The organism is Nannocystis punicea, from assembly GCF_026965555.1.
In the GTDB taxonomy this organism is placed as follows: Bacteria; Myxococcota_A; Polyangia; order Nannocystales; family Nannocystaceae; genus Nannocystis; species Nannocystis punicea.
In genome coordinates, this window is record NZ_CP114040.1 from 1,404,332 (window position 1) to 1,423,915 (window position 19,584).

Here is a 19,584-nt window from a genome sequence, read left to right on the forward strand (position 1 = left end):
CGTCCGGGCCAGGCGCGTGCGTGGGCGCGCAGGCGCGAGGCGTGCGGAGGAGGAATGACGAGGCGCACGCCGAGGTTGGGAGGGCGCCGGCGGCCGCGAGCGGGGGATGTCCCAAGAGACATGTAGCCGGCCGCGCCCGAGTCACGGGCTCGCCGGAGGTCGCGGGCGCGGGCGCGCGAGGACGTCGTGAACGCTGCGTGCTCACTGCTGCTGCGGGGCCCCCGTGAGGGACAGTGCCCGCCGCGGGGCAAACAATTGTCGGCCCTGGCGCCAGCGAGGGCGCGGGCGAGGAACGGTGTGCGTCAGCGGGTGATGGCCCCGTCGGCGCACCCGGACGCACCCATGCGCCTCGCGCGGCTCACGCGTCGGGGAAGCACGAGAAGCCGACGTAGAACCGCCCGGTCGCCGGTACGAAGTACATCTCGTCCTCGCCGTAGTAGTGACGGGTGCGCTTGCACTCGGGCTCGAGGTCGCGGGGGATCTCGAGCTCGCGGGCGATCTTCCGGGCGGCGACATCGAAGGTGGCCACTGTCTTCTTGCGCGGTCCGGACAGGTACAGGGCCAGGTTCGGGCCGGCCGGCAGGACCTCGAGGGGCGTCTTGTCGCCCAGGTCGAGCTTCACGAAGGATTTCGTCGACGGATCGATCTGCAAGAGGGCCGTGTCCTTGACGAGACCCGCTCCGTAGAGCTTGTCGCCGAGGACCACGAAGTCGCCCTGGAAGCCGCGCACGTCCGCCAGCGCGAACGACTCGGGCACGAGCGGATGAGGCTTCCTGAGGATGAACGTCGCTCCCGCGTCCGACCTGGGGACGTCGAAGCGCGCGAGCAGCTCCGGAGGTCGCGGCATCTTCACGAACTCGACTGTGGTCGGGGTCTCCGTCTTGCCGTCGCGCACGAACCACGCGGTGCCGTCGCGGGTAAGCAAGGTGATCGGCGGGGCGCCGGCGACGTCGAGGATGTACACGCCGCAGAACGGGCCCGGCTCCTCGTCGGGGCAGTACACCCGTTTGGGCAGCTGGTAGCGGTCGGGGCCGGCGAGGAGGGTCGGAGCCGCGGGCTCGGGCTCCGGCGCGGGGACTGCCGGAGTCGTCGGCGCGGCGACGGGCGGGGTCACCGGCGCGGGCGTCGTCGTCGCGGGCGCGGCCGCAGGTGGTTCGGCGGCGGGCTTGCTGTCCGCGGGGGCCGGTGGCGGCTCCGAGGTGCAGGCGATCGCGAGCGAGGCGACGACGAGGAGGCTGCGCATGCTTCGCTCATACGAGACGAGTCCGCGATCGCACAAGCGAAAGCGACGACTGCCCCAGGCGGCGGGGCGATAGTGCCCCGCCGGGGCGAGGGGCACGGGGTGGTCGGCGCTTCGACGGCTCGCAGGAGCGCTTCTCCGCGGAGCGGCCGCGTCGAGCGAGCGTAAACGTGCGCGGCTCGCCCTCAGTCGCGCAGGCAGGACTCGTCGAGCGGGTCGGGCAGCACCCAGTCGTGGACGTTGTCGCTCTTCCGGTATCCCCACACGTAATTGCCGCCGACGCTGTCGGTGACGACGAATGACTGCTGCTTGTCGAGGTTGTCACGGGCGGGGCCATCGAGGTATTCGCGGATGGCCACGCGATCCTCGCAAGCGCCGTGTTCGCCGGTCGCGGATGCGTCCGCGCGCGCCGGAACCGAGGCCGCCAGCGGGCAGACGAGAGCGAGCCTCGGGATGAAGCGCGGTGCTCTCGGCATTCGTCTCTGCTGTCGCTCGACGAGCCCATGGCGAGTCGACCTGTCTTTCGAGACATGCGTGCACCGAGGTGAAGGGCGCGGCGCAGGGCTCGTCGGGGAGGGCCGGTCGGTCGCGGCCTCGCCGGGCTCAGGCGTCGCGCACGATCGTCTTGAAGCGTCGCAGGTAGTCGACGAAGGTGGGGCTGATCGCCAGGTCGTGCAGCTGGGCGGGGGTCAGCGGGCCGCGCTCGGGCTGGTAGGACGGGTCGGCGGCGCGCAGCGGCCAGTCGGGATTCAAGATGGCGACCTTGCCGAGGGCGACGAAGTCGGCGCCGCGCTCCAGCTGGAGCTCGGCGTCGGCCGGGGTCCAGATGTTGCCGGCGACCACGAGCGGCACGTCGGCCGGCAAGGCGGCGCGGAACAGCGGGATGGGGTGCTGGTCGGGCCGCTTGGCGGTGTTCCGGGTGGTGTCCCACAGGGAGACGTGGAGGAAGTCGACGCCGTCCTCGGCGAGCCAGGCGGCGAGCTGCAGCGATTCGTCGAGGTCGAGGCCGCGGGCGTAACCAAAATCCTCGGGGGAGATCCGCGCACCGACGAGAAAGCCCGCGGGGGTGGCGGCGCGGACGCGGCGGGCGACCGTGCGAATGAGGCGAGCGCGATTGGCGAAGGAGCCGCCCCATTCGTCGGTGCGCTGATTCATGGTGCTGCTGAGGAATTGACCGAACAGATAGCCGTGGGCGCCGTGCAGCTCGACGCCGTGGAAGCCGGCGGCGGCGGTGCGACGCGCGGCCTGCTCGAAGGCGTCGATCGCGGCCTCGATGTCGCGGACGTCGGCGGCCCGCGGGACCTCGAATTCGGGCCGCGCCTCGGTGAAGCTGCTGGCGCTCCACGGCCGCCGGCCCGTCAGCCGCGAGGGCGAACGGACGCCGCCGTGATACAGCTGGACGAGACCGATGGCGCCGGCTCGCGCGATGCCGGCGGCCAGCTCGCGCAGCCGCGGGAGCTGATGATCGCCCCACACGCCGAGCTGGCCGTCGAAGCCCTGACCGTCCGGCGCGATGTGAGCGGCGCAGGTCTCGACGACGCCGAAGCCGCCCTCGGCCCGCCGCTCCAGCCAGCGCTGCTCCGCGGGCGAACACACGCCGTCGGCTTCGCTCTGCTGGTTGGTCAGGGGGGCGAGCCAGACACGGTTGCGCGCGACGAGGCCGTTGCGCAGGCGAATCGGAGAGAGGAGAGCGCCGCTCATGAGGAAGGGTTAGAGCATCGCTGCGCGCCGAACCGACAGGTGCGCCGGGCGCAGCACAGTGACAAAAATCGCGCGGATCTGCGCGCGTTGCGAGAGGGGCGCGCGGGCGCGAGGGCGTCGTGGACGGGTGGGCGCGAAGACGGGATGATGGGCGCGGTCGGATGGAGCGGAGGTCATGGTGACGAGGACGAGGGCGGACGCGCGGAGGCGGGTCGGGGGATGGAGCGCGGCGTTTTTCGCGATGTCGTTCGGCGGTGGATGCTTCTTCGATGCGATCGGGCACCCGGGGCTGGATACGTCGACGGGCTCGTCCGGCAGCACGACGGGGGGGCAGGGGATGACGACGGGGGCGGTGCCGACGTCGACGAGCTCGACGACGGGCGAACCCACGTCGACCGGCGCTGTGGCGCCGACGACGGAGGTGACGACGAGCGAGGCGACGAGCGAGGCGACGACGACCACGGGGACGAGCGAGGCGATGACCACCGGGACCAGCGAAGCGGCGTCGACGACCGAGTCGTGCCCGCTGATGATGGGCTACAAGGACTTCGACAATGACAACTACGGTGACCCGAATATGCCGGCGTGGGTGTGCGAAGGGACACCGGGGTGGGTGCACGACAACACCGACTGCAATGACATGTCGGCCAACGCGCATCCGGGCATCACCGAGATGTGTGACACGATCGACAACGATTGCGACGGTATGTACGATGAATTCGACGGGGAGACCAACAACCAGAGCTGTGGTGGTTGTCAATACAGCCTGCGCGATGGAACCCTCTACTATTTTTGCACGATTGCCCGCGAGTGGGAGCAGGCGGAGCAGTTCTGCGTGACCCATGGCCTCCATCTCGCCAAGGACGACGGCGGCGCCGAGCGCGAGTTTCTGCTGCAAGAGATGGGGGACACGGGGATGTGGTGGATCGGCGGCAACGACCTCATGACCGAAGGCATTTTCAAATGGGTGTCCGACGGGACGGACATGGCCGGAGACGGGTGGAGCAACATGCAGCCGGACGACAAGGAGTGGTTGGAGTGGGAAGACGCCGACTGCGTGGTATTGATCGACAGCACCGGCGTGTTTGGATATCCCGGTGATCCCGGCGAATGGGCCGATAATATGTGCGATGGCGGGTTCAAATTCATCTGCGAAGGGCCCGTTCCGTGAGCAGGCGGTGGGCTCGACGGTGAGCTCTGCTCTCGTTGCGCCTGCGGGCGGCCACAGTCCGGCTCGTCTGATCGCAGGTGGCGCTGCGGGCGCCGGTTTCGTGGTGGCGGGACATCGTTCGCTGCGACGGCTCGTCGGTCGGGTGCGGAGATATTCATAGGCGTACGCCGAGGCCGCAATGGGGCGAGGATTGGCGGGAGCTCGGCGGTTCGAGCCAACGTGGTGCGAGAAATCGACGGCTACGGCTGTTCATCGATCTGATGAATATTTTATATTCATAGGATGGCTCCGAGGTCGCGACGCGGTGAAGGGTTGGCGGGTGCTCGGCGGTTCGAGTCGAGCGCCGTCTTCAGGATGGCGAGCGCGGCCGTTTTTCGGGGTCGTAAGATCTGCATCGCCGGTGTCGCCGCGCGGCTCGACGCGGGCGTCGCGGGTCGGCACACTCATCTGCGCATGCCGCTGCGCTCGCTCGCCGACGAACTTTGGGTTCACGAACGCCGCCTCCGCTTCCTCGGGGTCGAGACCGGGGCGCGCATGACGATCGTCCGTCTGCGCGACGGGCTGTTCGTCCACAGCCCGGCGCCGCTGGCGGCCGAGTTGCGCGCCGAGGTCGACGCGCTCGGGTCGGTGCGGGCGATCGTCGCGCCGAGCCTGTTTCATCACCTGGGGCTGCGCTCGTGGATCGACGCCTACCCGCACGCGGTCACGGGCGCCTGCCCGGGGCTGGGGCGCAAGCGGCCGGACATTCGGTTCGATCGCGTGCTCGGCGACAGGCCCGAGCCCGAGTGGGCCGGCGAGCTCGATCAGGTCTTTTTTGAAGCCAGGGCGCTGGAGAACGAGGTCGTGTTTCATCATCGCGCCAGTCGCACGCTGATCTGCGCCGACATCGTGTTCAACCTCGGTGCGCACCCTTCGTGGTTCACGCGCCTCGTGGCCCTCGTGATGGCCGCCCGCCGGCCGGGGGCGACGTGGCTCGAGCGTCTGATGATCCGCGACCGCGCGGGTGCCCGCGAGCAGATCGGTCGCATGCTCGCGTGGGACTTCGACCGCATCGTGCTGTCGCACGGGCCGATGGTCGAGACGGGCGGGCGCGAGGTGCTGCGCCGGGCGTACGCGTGGCTGTGACTGCGAGTCGCCGGCGAGAGTCGGGTCGCATGCGCGACGGCGCGAGCGGTGGGCGCGAGGTGCTGCGCCGGCGTGGTCGCAGCGATCGTTCGCCGAGGGTCGACGGCGCGAGCGGTGGGCGCGAGGTGGGGTGTGGCGGGCATGCGCCGAGAAATCGCTCGCCGCTGTCGCACGACGCGAGCGGTGGCCGTGAGGCGCTGCGCGGGCGTCACGACGAGTCCGCTGGCAGCGGTGCGATCGAGGGTCTGGGCGCGCGATTGGGCCGCGGTGCTCAGTCGCCGGCGAGGCGGCGCTCGAGCTCGGGCCAGTCGGCGAAGAACCACACGCTGTCGCCGCGGTTGGCCTCGCGCACGTAGTCGCGGAGGGCGTCGCTGTCGATGAGGGCGAGCGAGAGGTCGCCGAGGAGGACGAGGCGGCGGCCGTAGGTGACGAATTTTTGCGTGAACTCGCCGGCCATGCGGGTGCGGAGGACCAGGAAGTCGGGGTGCAGGCGGGCGACCGGGACGACGACGGTGTCGGCGCCGCTGCTGGCGGTGTCGCCGATCAGCTGGATGGCGTCGTCGACGGTGCCGATGTCGGGACCGGAGTCGGGGAGCACGAGCACCTTGGCCGCACCGATTTGGCGGAGCTGGGGGACGGTCACGGGCGCATGATGCCTGGAGCCGGCGCCGACGTCGCGGCGGTCGTCGCGTGCGAATGCGCGCGGGGCCACGAGGCCGCGGCCATGAGGGAGCCTCGACGGCCATGCGCAGCGGTGACGGCGAGTGGCACTGCAGCGGTGCGCTCGAAGGTTGGGCGCTGTTCGCCAGGCGGTGCTTCGGCCCTGGCCGCCGGCGAGGCGGCCTCGAGCTCGTGAGCCTCGCGCGGTCGAGGCGGCGCTCAAGCCTGTGAGCCTCGCGCGGGCGAGCGGCTGCTGCGAACGACCGCGCCAGGGGCTCTCGAGACGGCGCGAGCGGAGTGGCGACGACGACGGGTGCGGGCGACCCCACGATGGCCGGCGGGCGGACGAGAGGAGCGAGGTGCCGGCAGTCAGGCGTGGGCTGGACGCCTGCGCGCCGGTGGGTCGAGGACGGGCGAGGTGGCCTTTGATGAAGATGTCCTTCAGGACATGTCGATGACGGCGCGCCGATCGATGATATGTCCTCGAAGACAGGCGAGCGCGCGCGCCGCTCACCTGCAACGGGCGGCGAGCTCTTGCGCGACGCTGGCCGCGAGCCAGGCCGAGAAGGTCCGCGGCGTGCGCCGCAGCGCGCGGTCCAGGCCATGGACGAACGCGACGACGTGAGGATCGTCGGAGGCGCCGAGGTGGAAGCCGCAGAGGGCGTAACCCTGGTGCATCGAGAACACGAACAGATCGGCGGGTAGAGGGCCGAGGCCGTGCTCGAGGAGCAGCTCGTCGGCCTCGGCGCGCAACTCGGACACCAGCGGGTATTGCCAGTCGGTGCCCTGCATGAAGCCGCCGGCGTCGCAGCCGGCGAGCGCCATGAGGCGTCGATAGGCGCGCGGGAGCGGGCCGCCGGCGTGGACCTCGAGCTCGCGGAGCTCGGCCTCGGTGCACCCGGTCAACCGGCGCCCGTTCGCCTGGGCCAGCCGGCGGAGGTCGGCGAGGGCGAGGTCCAGCGGATCGGGCGACGCCATCAGTTGAGCGTGGCGGGGGTGTCGGAGTCGCGGATCAGGTCGCCGGCGGTGATGTCGGGGGCGGCGCGCTCGTTCTCCCACTCGAGCAGGCCGAGGGCGGCGTAGTGCGGGCGGACGCGGTCGGTGAGCAGGCCGATCCGCTTGAGGTTGGGGACCAGCCGGCGGAACATGGTCTTGCGGAAGTTCTGCATGTACGTCGAGCTGAGGATCAGCTCGTCCCACTGCTTGCGCGACAGGGCGTGGCCGTAGAACTCATCATAAAACTCGTGGGCGAGGAAGCGGTTGCGCATCAGCACCGCGACCTCGAAGGCCCAGTCCTCGCGCTCGCGGCGCTCGGGCTCGGGCAGCTGGTGGTAGAAGTCGCGCAGGGACAGCACGCCGTAGTGCACGTGGCGGGCCTCGTCGGTGATGACGTACTTGAGCAGCTCGCGCAGCAGCGGCTCGCGGCTGGTCTGGCGCAGGGTGCCGAACGCGGCCAGGGCCAGGCCCTCGACCATGATCTGCATGCCGAGGAACTTGAGGTCCCAGCGGCCGTCGGTCATCAGCGCGTCGATGAGGGTGAACAGGTTGTCGTTGACGGTGTAGAGCTTGCCGAGCTTGTCGTTGAGGTAGCGGTAGAAGACCTCGACGTGGCGGCCCTCGTCGACCACCTGGGTGCTGCCGTAGAGCTTGCCGTCGACCCAGTGCACCGCCTCGGTGACCTGGCAGGCGGCGAACAGCGCCCCCTGCTCGCCGTGCAGGAACTGCGACAACATCCACGCCAGGAGCGCGTGGCGCTGGATCTGCTGGCCGCGCTCGTCGAGCTTGCGGTAGGCCGGGATGCTCGGCAGCGGCGACAGCTGCTCGGGGAACAGCTCCTTGCGGGTGTCGAACGGGTCGACGTCGATCGACCAGTCGAGGTCGGTGGTCGCGTTCCACTGCGAGGTCTTGGCGATCTCGTAGAGGCGCGCCATCTCGGGCTGGGTCCGCTGATACGTCCAGTCGAAGTGGGCCTTGTGGTTGGCCTGCATCTCGCTGGTGCTGCTGCGCCCGCCGTGGAGCACGAGGCCGCGGATCGCCGGGCCCAGCAGGTTCAGCGCGACCTTGACGTTGCCGCTGCGCAGGACCTTCTGCAGGACCGTGCTGGGGTTGTAGGCGCTGGCTTGGTGGAGGAGCTCCTTGACGTGCATCGTTACTCTCCGCTGTTGCTCGAGAAGAACAGCGCGCGGGCGAGGACCCGCGCGTGGACCTGATCGCCCCACAGGGCGCTCTTGAATTCGCGGGCCGAGGTGCGCAGCACCAGGTCGCTGGCGATCTGCAGGATCGCCGCGCGCACGGGCAGGTCGGGGCGGATGTAGCGGCGGCCCTCGATGCGGGCGAACCGCTCGGTCAGGTCGAGCAGCGGCACCACCTGCTCGAGCAATACGACGCGCCCGGGGCCCTGACCGTCGAGCAATTCCCACACGAGGATCCGCGCCAGCTCGGGGTGCTCCTCGAGGAAGTTGGTGTACGTGTCGATGATGGCGTCGAAGCGGTCCGAGAAGCTCGAGGGCTGCAGCATCGCCTCGGTCAGCGCGGCGCCCAGGCGCTGGAAGGTGCGCCGCACGACCGCGTTGTAGAGCAGCTCCTTCGAGGGGAAGTGATAGAGGAGCGAGGGCCGCCGGATGCCCGCGGCGGCGGCGATGTCCTCGAGCCGGGCGCCGCGGAACCCGTGCTGGGCGAACACGGCGTCGGCGGCGTCGAGCAGGCGCTCGGGCGTGGCCGTGGTGACGCTCCCTGCTGCCGGTCGACCCATCGCCGAGGACCATATCTACTCCCGAGTAGATATGCAAGCGCCGCTTGTCCGGCCCCGGGTTAGCGATCACGCTTGGGCCGATTCAGAGGAGAAAGCCATGCGCGGACACAGAATTCAGGCGCTAGCGGTCGTGCTCTCGGGGCTTCTGGCCGGCTGCGGCGACTCGGCAGCGAGCAAGCGCGCGTCCGAGGAGACGAAGGAGGCGATCGACGCGGCCTCGCGGGCGGCCAAGGCGGCGGGGGAGAAGGTCCGCTCGGGCGCCGAGAAGGCGGTCGACGTGGTCGAGTCGGGGGCGAAGGTGGCCGGCGAGAAGATCGAGGACGGGGCCGAGGACGCCGCCAAGCGGATCCAGCACGGCGCCGAGAAGGTCGAGCAGGGCGCGCGCGAGGCCCTCGAGAAGGGCAAGGCCGAGATGCACCAGATCAAGGACGCGGCCAAGGCCGGGGCGGAGGCCGCGAACGCGGAGCTCGAGAAGGACGAGAAGAAGTAGTGGGACGGGTCCGCACCTGGGTCGCCGAGCTGCTGGCGCTCAACGGCACGCCGCAAGGGGTCGCCGGAGGGTTCGCCCTCGGGGTCGGGCTGTCGCTGATCCCGATCCCGTTCGCGGGCATGCTGATCGCGCTGGCCCTGGCCCCGGCCCTCAAGCTCAACATCCCGGCGACGTACCTCGGCACCGCGGTCGTGAATCCGGTCACCGGCGCGGTGTTCTACGCCGGCGAGCTCTATCTCGGGCTGGCGGTGATGGGCCGCCCGCTGCCGTCGTGGGCGCAATTGCGGGCGCTCGACGCGGCCGGCTGGTGGGACCTGTTCACGTCGATGCTCGGGCCGTTCGCGCTCGGGGCGGCGGTGGCGATCCCGACGCTCGCAGGGCTGTCGTACACGCTGGTGTACCTGGCGGTCCGCCAGTGGCGGCGCACGCACGAGGCGGCCAAGGAGCCGTGACGGACCGCCGGGTGTCCCTGGCAGGCCCCTCGCTCGGGCACGTGCGCGAGGATTGAATCGGGCGCGGCTTTCGCCGCATAACCGCGCCATGAGGCGGATGCGTGTGATGACTGCGGCGGCGGCGGCGGTGCTCGGCTGCGGCGAGCCGACGCCGAACGCGAGCGCGACCGACGACTCGACCACGCAGGCGACGTCGAGCGGGACGGACGTCGAGACGACCGGCGCTCCGGCGACGACGACGAGCTCGGGGGATGCGTCGACGGCGAGCGGGGGCGAGCCACCGACGAGCACGAGCGAGGCGGCGACCAGCGAGGCGGCGACGACCGAGGCGCCCGAGCCGAACCCGTACCCCGAGCCGGGGGCGTTCCCGCCGGACGAGGGCCCGGGCGGGCCGCAGGTCGGCTTCACCGACGCGCAGCTCGGGGTCGAGTGCGCGACGCTCGACGGCGGGATGGACGGCGACGTCGGCAACGGCGAGCTGCACGACACCGAGGAGCACCACAACCTCGTGCAGATGTTCAACGGCTACCTGCTGATGCCGTGGGCGCCGGAGTACGGGGTCAACGCGGGGGTGACGTTCTACGACGTGAGCGACCCTTGCGCGCCGAAGGCGATCGGCTCGCATCAATCGCCGGAGATGCGCGAGAGCCACAGCCTCGGCTTCGCCAACTACGGCGACCGCTGGTACATGGCGGTCGACCAGATGCGACTGTTGCTCGGGGGTGGGATCGAGATCTGGGACATCACCGACCCGACGGCGATGGAGGTGGTGTCGAAGGTCGAGGTGCCGAACTTCTTCTACCCGGACGCCTACCAGCGCGTCACCCTGTCGGTGTTCTGGCAGGTGCCGTACCTCTACGTGGCCGGGGCCGACAACGGGATCTTCATCATCGACGCGTCGGACCCGTACAGCCCCGAGCTGGTGGCGCAGCACAAGTTCGACCCGATCCTGCGCGCCGGGCAGGTGCAGGTGGTCGGCAACCTGTTGATGACGAGCGCGGCCGAGGGGGTGCGCACGGCGCTGCTCGACGTGTCGAAGCCCGACTTCCCGCAGCCGATCGCCGGCGGCGAGTTCGCCATCCCGCGCGAGGCGTACTTCAGCAACCTGGCCGGCGGCCACGCCTACTACGCGCCGAAGGAGGGCGGCGGCGGCCTGATCGTCTACGACATCTCGAACCCGGGCGCGCCGGCGCTGGTCGGCGACTTCGCCAGCGGCGGCAACGGCGGCTACGTGTTCGTCAAGGACGAGTTCGCGTTCGTCGGCGAGTCGGAGTTCGCCAACATCTACGACCTCACCGACCCGTCCGACCCGACGCCGGTGCGGACGATGACGCTGACCGGCGACCTCGACACGATCACGCCGATCGGCAACGTCGCGGTGCTGAGCGTCGACGACAAGGCCGACGCCGACCGGGGGTCGACGATCGTGCCGTGGGCCAAGGAGGTCGACACGACGCCGCCGCGGGTGACGTGGGCCTGGCCGGCCGACGGGGCCACCGACCTGCCGCTCACGTCGCGCTTCGGCCTGACCTTCAACGAGTTCGTGGCGACCAAGAGCGCGTGGGCGGGGTCGGTGCGGCTGTACGAGACCGGGACCGACCCGGCGCTGACCCGCGTCGACGGCCACGTCAGCGCCCAGGAGGTGATCGTCAACTTCTCGCCCGGGGCCCCGCTCAAGCCCGGCACCCAGTACACCCTCGAGGTGCCGGCCGGCGGGATCCACGACTACAACGGCAACGCGATCGCCGAGCCGTTCACGATCACCTTCACCACGGCGGGCGGGTGATGACGCGCTGCATGGTACTTCGGACATGTCTCTCCGGTCTTGTCGTCGCCGGCTGCCAGGACCCCGGGCCGGCGGCGTCGACCGGGACGAGCGACGGGGCGACCGGCAACGAGGTGTCCTCCGGGACAGGTGACTCGAGCGGCGCGAGCACCGGCGACGCGACCGGCGAGGCGCCGACGACGGGGGAGCCGACGACCGGGACGACCGGGCCGGTCGGGCCGCTGCACCCCGATCCGGGCGAGCCGCGCTACGTGCGGATCGGCGAGCCGGTGGTGCTCGACGGCTCGGCGTCGACCGGGGCGGTGCTGTTCCAGTGGGACCCGGGCGACGGCTCGCCGGCGAGCGAGCCGTCGCCGGACCCTGTCTTTACGGTCATGTACGCCGAGCCAGGTCGTTACAAGCCGATCTTGACGGTCCACGACGGCCAGGGCGGCAAGCTGGCGGCGTCGGTGACGATCACGGCGACGCGGCAGGCGGTGTGGGAGCCGCGGCACAGCAGCACGGTGGCGATCTGGCGCGAGAGCGACCCGTTGACGGTGGCGGTGGTCAGCGCCGACTCGAACGAGGTGATGGTCGCGGCGCGGAAGAGCGAGGAGCAGGGCGAGGGCTGGGACCAGCGGTGGATCGCCACCGCGGCCGGGCCGCGTACGCTCACCGACATCGGCGGGTGGATCGCGGTCGCCGCCCAGGACGCGGGGGCGATCGAGTTCCACCGCCTGTCCGGGCGCGGCGGCGAGAGCTTCAGCCTCGACCTCGGCCACGGGTCGCGGCCGTTCGGGGTGGTCGGCCTGGGGCAGACGGTGTACGCGGCGCTGCAGGGGCCGGGGCGGCTGGCGGTGATCGGGTTCGACGGTCAGAACCCGCCTGTCCTCGAGGACATGATCGAGGTCGGCTTCGACGCCCGCGGGGTGACGATCCTGCCCGACGGGCGGGTGGCGGTGACGCGCTGGCGCTCGCCGACGAGCGGCGGGGTGGTGTCGGTCGTCGACGTCGCGCAAGGCGCGGTGGTCGAGGCGTGGCCGCTGCAGCTGGACCCGCAACTGGCCTCGGACACCGAGGTCGGCGGGGTGCCGAGCTATCTGTCGCAGATCGCGGTGTCGCCGACGGGCGACCTGGCGGCGTTGCCGGCGCTGCAGGTCAACGTGATGCAGGGGCTGTTCCTCAACGGGCACACCCTCGACCCCGACCAGGTGATGCGGGCGATCGTCGCCTACGTGGCGCTGCCGGGCGGGGCGGAGCAGTTCGAGCGGCGCAAGCAGTTCGACAACCGCGGCCTGGCGTCGGCGGCGGTGTTCAGCCCGCACGGCGACTACCTCTACGTGGCGACGCGCGGGCCGCAGACGGTCGAGCGGATCGACGTGTTCAGCGGCGACAACTCGGGCAACCTGTTCAAGGTCGGCTACGCGCCCGAGGGCCTGGCGGCGTCGCGCGACGGCCGGTGGCTGTTCGTCGACGCGTCGCTGGCGCGCGAGCTGGTGGTCTACGACACGCGCAGGTTCGACGAGCCGGGGCCCGAGGAGGCGCGGCTGCCGATCGCCAGCGCCGAGCCGCTGGCGCCGGCGGTGCTGCGCGGCAAGCAGCTGTTCAACGACAGCGAGGACGACCGCCTCAGCAAGGACGACTACATCGCCTGCGCCCACTGCCACCTCGACGGCGAGTCGGACCTGCAGGTGTGGGACTTCAGCGAGCGCGGCGAGGGCCTGCGCGACACGGCGGCGCTGCTCGGCCACGCCGGCGCGGGCGACGGGCCGATCCACTGGAGCGCCAACTTCGACGAGGTCCAGGACTTCGAGAACGACATCCGCGGCGGCTTCGGCGGCGCGGGCCTGCTGACCGACGACGACTGGGAGGCCGGGACGCACAGCCAGACCCTGGGCGACCCCAAGGCCGGGCTCAGCGAAGACCTCGACGCGCTGGCGGCCTACCTGGCGACCCTGACCGAGGAGCCGCACAGCCCGTTCCGCGGGCCGCTCGGCGAGCTGACCCCGGAGGCCGAGCTCGGGCGGGCGCTGTTCGAGTCGGCGGAGCTGGCCTGTACGACATGTCACAAGGGACAGCGCCTCACGGACAGCCAGTGGGTCGACCCGGGCGTGCCGCTGCTGCACGACGTCGGGACGATCGGCCCGGGCTCGGGGCAGCGGCTCGGGATGCCGCTGACGGGGCTCGACACGCCGAGCCTGCACGGGCTGTGGCGGACGCCGCCGTACCTGCACGACGGCTCGGCGGCGACGCTGTTCGACGTGATCGGCGGCGAGAACCCGGACGACCTCCACGGGGTCACGGGCGCGCTCGACGACGAGGAGCGCGCCGCGCTGGTGGCGTATCTGCTCTGTCTCGACGGACAGGTCGACTGACGCCCGCGCGCACGGGCGCGCCGCGCCGGCCGCGGCCGATCGCGCAGCCCCGGCCGCCGATGCGGTCGTGGGGGCGGCAGGCGGGCGCGGTGGGCGGAGGCTGGCGCGCCGCGGGCGGCGGCTATGGTGTCCGGTCGCAGGCGGCGGGATGCACCGCTCGCCTGCGCACATGTTCGAAAGGACACCTCATGGAAACCGAACGCGCAAAAGCCAAGTATGACCGCCTGAACAAGGACGAGGCGGCCCTCCTGATCATCGACCACCAGTCGGGCCTGTTTCAGCTGGTCCACGACCACAGCCCCGTCGACCTCGAGCAAAACGTCTGCGCTCTGGCCGACATCGCCAAGCTGTTCAAGCTGCCGACGGTGGCCACCACCAGCAAAGAGGACGGCCCCAACGGGCCGCTGATGCCGGTGCTGCGCGAGCGCCTGCCGAACCCCAAGATCGTCCGCCGCGAGGGGGAGATCAACGCCTGGGACAACGCCGAGTTCGTCAAGGCGGTCAAGAAGACCAACCGAAAGCAGCTTATCGTCGCCGGCATCACGACCGACGTGTGCGTCGCATTCGTGACCCTGTCGGCGCTCGAGGCCGGCTACAAGGTCTACGTCGTCACCGACGCGTCCGGCTCGCTCTGTATCGGCTCGACCGCCGGGGCGCTGGCCCGCATGGTCCACGCCGGCGCCTGCCCGATGTCGTGGTTCGCGGTCGCGTCGGAGCTGATGCGCGACTGGCGGGAGGACGAGCCCGGCTTCAAGAAGCTGATGGTCGACCACGTGCCCAACTACAAGCACCTGATCGACTCGTACAAGGCGAACAAGGAGGATTGATCGCGGCTGTCCCTCGGGGCAGGTGCCGCCGTCCCCCCACGGCCGACGCCTGTCCCCGAGGACATGTCCGTGGCGATCACACGCGGGGCCAGCCGCCCGAGCTGCCGGCGGCGATCGGATAGCGGTCGCCGCTGCCCTCGTACTCGGCCCGCAGCGGCTCGAGCAGGTCCTTGACGACGATCCGCAGGGTGTCCATCACGCCGACGCCCTCGGTGGCGACGGCCTCGACCGTGGGCAGGCCGTTGGGGTTGATCGCCTCGTCGAGCGCCTCGAGGGTCGACAGGACGATCGGCTGCGAATGTCCCGACTCCTGCGGCAGCAGGGCGGTGCCCTCGACCAGGTCGCGCTTGTTGTACTGCAGCACCATCGGCATGACCGCGCTGTCGACCCCGAGGTCGTCGAGCAGCGTCAGCAGCTGCTGCATCGACTCGACGTTGTCCTCGAACCGCACCAGCTCGCCGCCCTCCTCCTGGGTGTCGGCGACGAACACGACCGCGTCGACGCCCTTCAGCACCAGCTTGCGCGAGACGGGGCTCAGCACCGGCCCGGGCACGGTGACGAGGTGGAGCCGCACGCGGTAACGATCGGCGATCCGCGGCAAGGTGTCCGGGGCGAAGTCGAACGACAGCATCGGCTCGACGCCCGCGATCTCGTCGAGCCGTCCGCGCAGGGCCGGCCGCGTCTTGCGGTGGAGCGTGCGGATGTTCGTCGACTTGCCGGCCAGCGCGGGCCCGAAGTAGACGACCTTGACGCCGATCTCGCCGGCCTTGGTGTTGATGAAGGACACTGCTGAAGGGGCATGGTCGGAAATCCCGGCAGATCCGGCAAGGGGGCCGCGTGTGCGTGCTTTGCGCGGTTTCGCGCCCCCCGCCGTCCGCATCCTGATGGCCGATCGCGGACGGCCGGTCGCGCGAGGTCGGCGAACTCGCGAGCCGGCAATCGCTGCGCGCCGAGGTCCTCGCGCGGTGGCCGACCGGTGGCCACCGGCTGTCCGACTTCGGCCAGCCCGGCGCCGGCCCGTGTGACAGCATTCTCGAATCGAGGTCCTATGAATCCGCTCGCCGACGTCGCGCCGCCCTTCGAACTGTTGCCGCCGCAGCTCAGCCTCCCGGGTGACGATCCGGACCCGGCCGGGCGCGAGCGCAGGCTCGAGCTCGCCCGCGAGGCGTATCGCTACAGCTACGACAAGGCGAACATCCGCGGCCTGGCGATGTGCGAGGCGCTGGCCGACGACGAGCGGCCGGAGCCGGGCTGGCGGCGCGGGCTGACGGGCGTGGCGGCGCGCCTGGTGGTCAATGCGGTGAAGGTGTCGGGGCTGCCCGAGCGGTCGCAGGTGGCGGAGCTCCTGCGCGCAGTCGAGGCGGACGGGCTGTCCGGCGCGCTGCGCGAGGTGGGCGAGGTGGTGGTCGCCGGCGAGCCGGGGCTGGCGATCTCCCGCCTCGCCGATTACGCCGGGCTGTTCCACGAGTGGGAGAAGCCGGCGGAGGTCGCCGAGCTGCACCTCGATTCGACGTTCGCCCGCATGCGCCTCGCGGGGCCCAACCCGGCGTGGCTCCGCCGCGTCGACCCGCGGGCAGGGTTGCCGCCGGACTTCGCGGTGACCGCCGAGCACTACGCGGCGGCCGCCGGCGAGGCCGACACCCTCGCGGCCGCGGCGGCCGAGGGCCGGCTGTTCGTCTGCGAGTACCGCGAGCTGCTCGCGCTGCAGCCCGGCTCGGTGCCGGTGCCCGCGGGGATCACCATCGATTACGCGACCGACCCGGTCGGCTGGGACGCGGCCTACAAGGCCCGCGAGGCGGCCTACGCCGAGGGCGGGCGGGCGAAGGCCCTGGTCGCGCCGCTGGCGTTGTTCTCGGCGATCGGCGGGCGGCTGGTGCCGATCGCGATTCAGCTGTTCCCGCAAGGCCATCGCGGCCGGCGCTACCCGGTGTTCACCCCGCGCGACGGCCTGGCGTGGACGGCGGCCAAGGCGGCGGTCCACGCGGCCGACGGCACTGTCCACGAGACAGTGAGCCACCTCGGCCTGACGCACCTGGTCCAGGAGGCGTTCTGCCTGGCGGTGCACAACAATTTGTCGGCGCGCCATCCGCTGCATCGCCTGCTGGTGCCGCACTTCGAGGGGACGCTGTCGATCAACGCCGGCGCGGATCAATCGCTGGTGTCGCCGGCGGGCTACGTCGACAAGCTGCTGCTGCCCACGATCGGCGGGGCGATTCAACTGTGCGCGCAGGCGGTGCAGTCTTATGATTTCAACGCGTCGATGTTCCCGCGGCAGCTGGCGGCCCGCGGGGTCGACGACGCGGCGGTCCTGCGCGATTATCCGTACCGCGACGACGGCGAGCTGGTGTGGGCGGCGATCGAGTCGTTCGTGGCCGGCTACGTCCAGCATCACTACCGCAGCGACGAGGAGGTCGCCCTGGACGGCGAGCTGCAGGCGATGGTGCGGCAGGTCGGCGTCCACGGGGCGACGGACGCGGCCGGCAGGCAGGTCGGGGGCGGCATCCGCGGCGTCGGCGAGGACGGAGCGCAGGTCCGGACCCGCGGCTACCTGATCCAGATGATCACCCAGATCGTGTGGAACGGCAGCGCCCAGCACGCGGCGGTGAACTTCCCGCAGGCGGACCCGATGGTCTATTCGCCGCACTACCCGCTGGCGCTGCACGGGCCGCTGCCCGCCGGGCCGGCGGTGTCCGAGGCCGAGTACATGCAAATGCTGCCTGACCACGAATCGGCGCACATTCAGCTGTTTATTTTAAAATTGCTGGGCACGCATTACCACGGCCGCCTCGGCCAGTACTCGCGGGGTCCCGCGAGCTGGTTCGGACCCGACGCGGGCAGAGAGCTCGAGGCGGCGTTCGGGCGCAGGCTGGCGGAGGTGGAGCGGACGATCTCCGAGCGCAACCTGCGGCGGCCGGCGTACCGCTATCTGCTGCCGTCGCAGATCCCGCAGTCGATCAACATCTAAAACGCGCGCCAAATGCCCGACGCCTCGGCGGGGGCCTGGTCGCTCTCGAACACCATGGCCTGGCCCTGACCCAGCGGGATGGCCCACAACTCGCGCACGCCGGCCTCGTAGCCGCGCCGCAGCCCGCGGGGGTCGCAACAGCCGAGCACCCAGCCCAGCCCGGGCGGCAGGTCGGCCGCCACCCGCTCGACGATGTAGTCGTGGATGCTCGGCCACACGCCACGGAAGGCCCGCTCGGCGGCCTCGAGCACCCTGGCGTCGGTCGTCTTGAGGGCCAGCACCAGCCGCTCGCGGAAGTCGAGCGGCGCGCCGTTCGGCGGCGGGGCGACGACCTCGACCTCGACGTCGATGTCTACGTCGAGCATCGCGCCCCTCTCGTGTCGTGCGGCGGGCGGCTCGAAAGCCGGGAGGGGGCGAAATGACGGTTGATCATACCGACCTTCCGATTCAGGGGAGGAATGTAGAAAGCGGCGCGGCGTTGGGCAACACGAAATTTTGGTATACGGGCGCACAATTCACCGCGTCGACGCCGCGGCTCGTCCGCGGTGCGGGTCATTGCGCAGGGGGCAGCCCGATCCTTTACGCGATGTGCGGTCTTCCGACCCCGGTGAGACGTCGCGCTCGCCCGCGCAGCGAATGGGCGCCGTGTTACCCTGGCGCGGATGTCGCCCGGCCGCCTGCTCGTCGCCGCTTGCCTGCTGGTCGCCTGCGGTGAGCGCGGGGGCGCGGGTCGGGTGGCCCCGGCGCCCGACGTTCCGGCGACGCCCGCGGTCGCGACCCCGCGGACCTCCTGCGCGGGCGAGCGCGACGAGGCCGCGGCGCTGCGCTGCTGGGCCCGACTGCTGGCGGGGCCGGGGCTGGCCGGGCGCGACAACGGCAGTCCCGGCGGGGCGGCGGCCCGGGCGGCGATCGTCGCCGGGCTGCAGGCGTACGGGCTCGAGATGGCCGGAGAGACAGGGTCTTTCGAGCAGCCGCTGCCGCGCGGCGCCAACGTGCTGGCGCGGGCGCCGGGGCGCGACCCGGCGCGGGCCGGCGAGCACGTGGTGCTGGCGGCCCACTACGACCACCTCGGCGAGCTCGACGGGGTCGTCCATCCCGGGGCCGACGACAACGCCAGCGGCGTGGCGGTGGCGCTGGCGGTGGCGCGCCGCCTGGCCGCCGACCCGCCGGCGCGCAGCGTGCTGCTGGCGGCCTTCGACGCCGAGGAGCCGCCCGACTACCGCACCGCGACGATGGGCTCGAACTACTTCGTGGCGCACCCGACGATCGCGCGCGAGCAGCTGGTCGCGGTGGTCTGCCTCGACCTGATGGGCGGCGATCTGTGGGCGGGCCATCGCTCGCCGCTGTACGTGATGGGCCGCGAGACCTTCGCGCAGCGACCCGAGCCGGCGCTGGCCGACGACCCGCGGCTGCCGGTGCGGGCGATGCACCTGCGCCTGGTCGAGGAGCTGCCGCAGGGGCGGCAGGCGTTCAGCGACCACGGGGCGTTCTTCGCCGGCGAGATCCCGTCGCTGTTCGTCTCGACCGGGCGCTCGCCGCATTACCACCAGCCGACCGACACGCCCGAGACCCTGAAGTACGACAAGATGCTGGCGGCGGTCGACGTGGTCGAGGCGCACGTACGTGTCCTCGCGGACATGCCCGATCGGCCAGCCTGGGCCCGCGACCAGCCGGTGCGGTCCGCCGACGCGGCCGTGCTCGCCGAGCTGCTGGCGGCCGGGCTCGGCGAGGGCGGGGCCCGCGGGACCGACGAATTCACCGGGCTCGCGCGGCCGCGCCTGCAGGCCGACCTGGCGCGGGCGCGAGCGCTGGCGTCGGCGGGTCGCGAGCCGAGCGAGGGGGAGGCGCGCGAGATCGTGCAGATCAGCCTGCGCGCGCAGTGCCTGCTCGCGGTCGACAGCGAGGTGCCGACGGCGGCGTGCCTGCTGCTGTGATCCCGCGGGCTGGAGTCAGGGGGAATTCCGCCCGCGCGGGTGCGTCGCGATTGCGGGGTGTGCCGCCCAGGCGGCTGTGATACGCAGTCACTGCATTGACCCGCGCGCCGCAGCGACCCGCCCGTGA

General features: G+C 71.4%; 19 protein-coding genes. 9 read left to right on the top strand and 10 right to left on the bottom strand.

Annotated elements, in window-relative coordinates; translation table 11 throughout:
* Positions 1-358 precede the first annotated feature (358 nt).
* The 4 genes from O0S08_RS05400 to O0S08_RS05415 all read right to left on the bottom strand — a co-directional run bounded on the left by O0S08_RS05400 (position 359) and on the right by O0S08_RS05415 (position 3,427).
* Positions 359-1,243, bottom strand: a complete 885-nt coding sequence (locus tag O0S08_RS05400; protein ID WP_269037921.1) for a hypothetical protein — start codon at positions 1,241-1,243, stop codon at positions 359-361.
* Between the two features lie 182 nt (positions 1,244-1,425).
* A complete protein-coding gene (locus O0S08_RS05405) occupies positions 1,426-1,599 on the bottom strand; it encodes a hypothetical protein (RefSeq protein ID WP_269037922.1) in 174 nt (57 codons plus the stop codon).
* A gap of 244 nt (positions 1,600-1,843) precedes the next feature.
* Positions 1,844-2,941, bottom strand: coding sequence for an NADH:flavin oxidoreductase (locus tag O0S08_RS05410; RefSeq protein WP_269037923.1), 1,098 nt, complete (start codon positions 2,939-2,941; stop codon positions 1,844-1,846).
* 9 nt (positions 2,942-2,950) lie between these two features.
* Positions 2,951-3,427: a hypothetical protein gene (locus O0S08_RS05415; RefSeq protein ID WP_269037924.1), complete on the bottom strand. Its 477-nt coding sequence runs from the start codon at positions 3,425-3,427 to the stop codon at positions 2,951-2,953.
* Between O0S08_RS05415 and O0S08_RS05420 the strand changes: the two genes are divergently transcribed.
* Together O0S08_RS05420 and O0S08_RS05425 are read left to right on the top strand one after the other, a co-directional pair.
* Entirely contained in the window at positions 3,420-4,112 is a 693-nt protein-coding gene (locus O0S08_RS05420) for a MopE-related protein (RefSeq protein ID WP_269037925.1), read from the top strand. The genes O0S08_RS05415 and O0S08_RS05420 overlap by 8 nt on opposite strands.
* Positions 4,113-4,565: 453 nt before the next feature.
* On the top strand, positions 4,566-5,237 hold the full coding sequence (locus O0S08_RS05425; RefSeq protein ID WP_269037926.1) for a DUF4336 domain-containing protein: 672 nt from the start codon (positions 4,566-4,568) through the stop codon (positions 5,235-5,237).
* A gap of 271 nt (positions 5,238-5,508) precedes the next feature.
* On the opposite strand, the gene O0S08_RS05430 is transcribed toward O0S08_RS05425, so the two are convergent.
* The 4 genes from O0S08_RS05430 to O0S08_RS05445 all read right to left on the bottom strand — a co-directional run bounded on the left by O0S08_RS05430 (position 5,509) and on the right by O0S08_RS05445 (position 8,649).
* The gene (locus O0S08_RS05430) at positions 5,509-5,880 is read right to left on the bottom strand and encodes a DUF4180 domain-containing protein (RefSeq protein ID WP_269037927.1); all 372 of its coding nucleotides are present in this window, start codon (positions 5,878-5,880) and stop codon (positions 5,509-5,511) included.
* A gap of 527 nt (positions 5,881-6,407) precedes the next feature.
* Positions 6,408-6,875, bottom strand: coding sequence for an SMI1/KNR4 family protein (locus O0S08_RS05435; protein WP_269037928.1), 468 nt, complete (start codon positions 6,873-6,875; stop codon positions 6,408-6,410).
* The gene (locus O0S08_RS05440) at positions 6,875-8,044 is read right to left on the bottom strand and encodes a ferritin-like domain-containing protein (protein ID WP_269037929.1); all 1,170 of its coding nucleotides are present in this window, start codon (positions 8,042-8,044) and stop codon (positions 6,875-6,877) included. Before O0S08_RS05440 ends, O0S08_RS05435 begins: the two co-directional genes overlap by 1 nt.
* Positions 8,045-8,046: 2 nt before the next feature.
* Complete coding sequence (locus O0S08_RS05445; RefSeq protein WP_269037930.1) at positions 8,047-8,649, bottom strand: TetR/AcrR family transcriptional regulator; 603 nt, start codon at positions 8,647-8,649, stop codon at positions 8,047-8,049.
* A 130-nt stretch (positions 8,650-8,779) separates the two neighbouring features.
* Here O0S08_RS05445 and O0S08_RS05450 point away from each other — a divergent pair, with 130 nt between their 5' ends.
* From O0S08_RS05450 to O0S08_RS05470, 5 genes are all read left to right on the top strand, one after another.
* Positions 8,780-9,139: a hypothetical protein gene (locus O0S08_RS05450; RefSeq protein WP_269037932.1), complete on the top strand. Its 360-nt coding sequence runs from the start codon at positions 8,780-8,782 to the stop codon at positions 9,137-9,139.
* Positions 9,139-9,591 carry a DUF2062 domain-containing protein gene (locus O0S08_RS05455; protein ID WP_269037933.1) on the top strand — a complete coding sequence of 151 codons (453 nt, stop codon included), beginning with the start codon at positions 9,139-9,141 and terminating at the stop codon, positions 9,589-9,591. The genes O0S08_RS05450 and O0S08_RS05455 overlap by 1 nt, the downstream gene beginning before the upstream one ends.
* An 88-nt stretch (positions 9,592-9,679) precedes the next feature.
* The gene (locus O0S08_RS05460; RefSeq protein ID WP_269037934.1) at positions 9,680-11,377 is read left to right on the top strand and encodes an Ig-like domain-containing protein; all 1,698 of its coding nucleotides are present in this window, start codon (positions 9,680-9,682) and stop codon (positions 11,375-11,377) included.
* Positions 11,378-11,388: 11 nt separating this feature from the next.
* Entirely contained in the window at positions 11,389-13,731 is a 2,343-nt protein-coding gene (locus tag O0S08_RS05465) for a PKD domain-containing protein (RefSeq protein ID WP_269037935.1), read from the top strand.
* A 188-nt stretch (positions 13,732-13,919) separates the two neighbouring features.
* Positions 13,920-14,558, top strand: a complete 639-nt coding sequence (locus tag O0S08_RS05470; RefSeq protein WP_269037936.1) for an isochorismatase family protein — start codon at positions 13,920-13,922, stop codon at positions 14,556-14,558.
* Positions 14,559-14,634: 76 nt separating this feature from the next.
* Here the strand turns inward: O0S08_RS05470 and O0S08_RS05475 are convergent, their stop codons facing one another.
* The gene (locus tag O0S08_RS05475) at positions 14,635-15,345 is read right to left on the bottom strand and encodes a GTP-binding protein (protein WP_269037937.1); all 711 of its coding nucleotides are present in this window, start codon (positions 15,343-15,345) and stop codon (positions 14,635-14,637) included.
* Between the two features lie 261 nt (positions 15,346-15,606).
* Between O0S08_RS05475 and O0S08_RS05480 the strand changes: the two genes are divergently transcribed.
* Positions 15,607-17,523 (top strand): lipoxygenase family protein, encoded by a 1,917-nt coding sequence (locus O0S08_RS05480; RefSeq protein ID WP_269037938.1) that lies wholly within the window; start codon positions 15,607-15,609, stop codon positions 17,521-17,523.
* Here O0S08_RS05480 and O0S08_RS05485 read toward each other — a convergent pair.
* The gene (locus O0S08_RS05485; protein ID WP_269037939.1) at positions 17,520-17,888 is read right to left on the bottom strand and encodes a hypothetical protein; all 369 of its coding nucleotides are present in this window, start codon (positions 17,886-17,888) and stop codon (positions 17,520-17,522) included. The genes O0S08_RS05480 and O0S08_RS05485 overlap by 4 nt on opposite strands.
* A gap of 297 nt (positions 17,889-18,185) precedes the next feature.
* Here O0S08_RS05485 and O0S08_RS05490 point away from each other — a divergent pair, with 297 nt between their 5' ends.
* Positions 18,186-19,457, top strand: a complete 1,272-nt coding sequence (locus O0S08_RS05490) for a M28 family metallopeptidase (protein ID WP_269037940.1) — start codon at positions 18,186-18,188, stop codon at positions 19,455-19,457.
* Positions 19,458-19,584 lie beyond the last annotated feature (127 nt).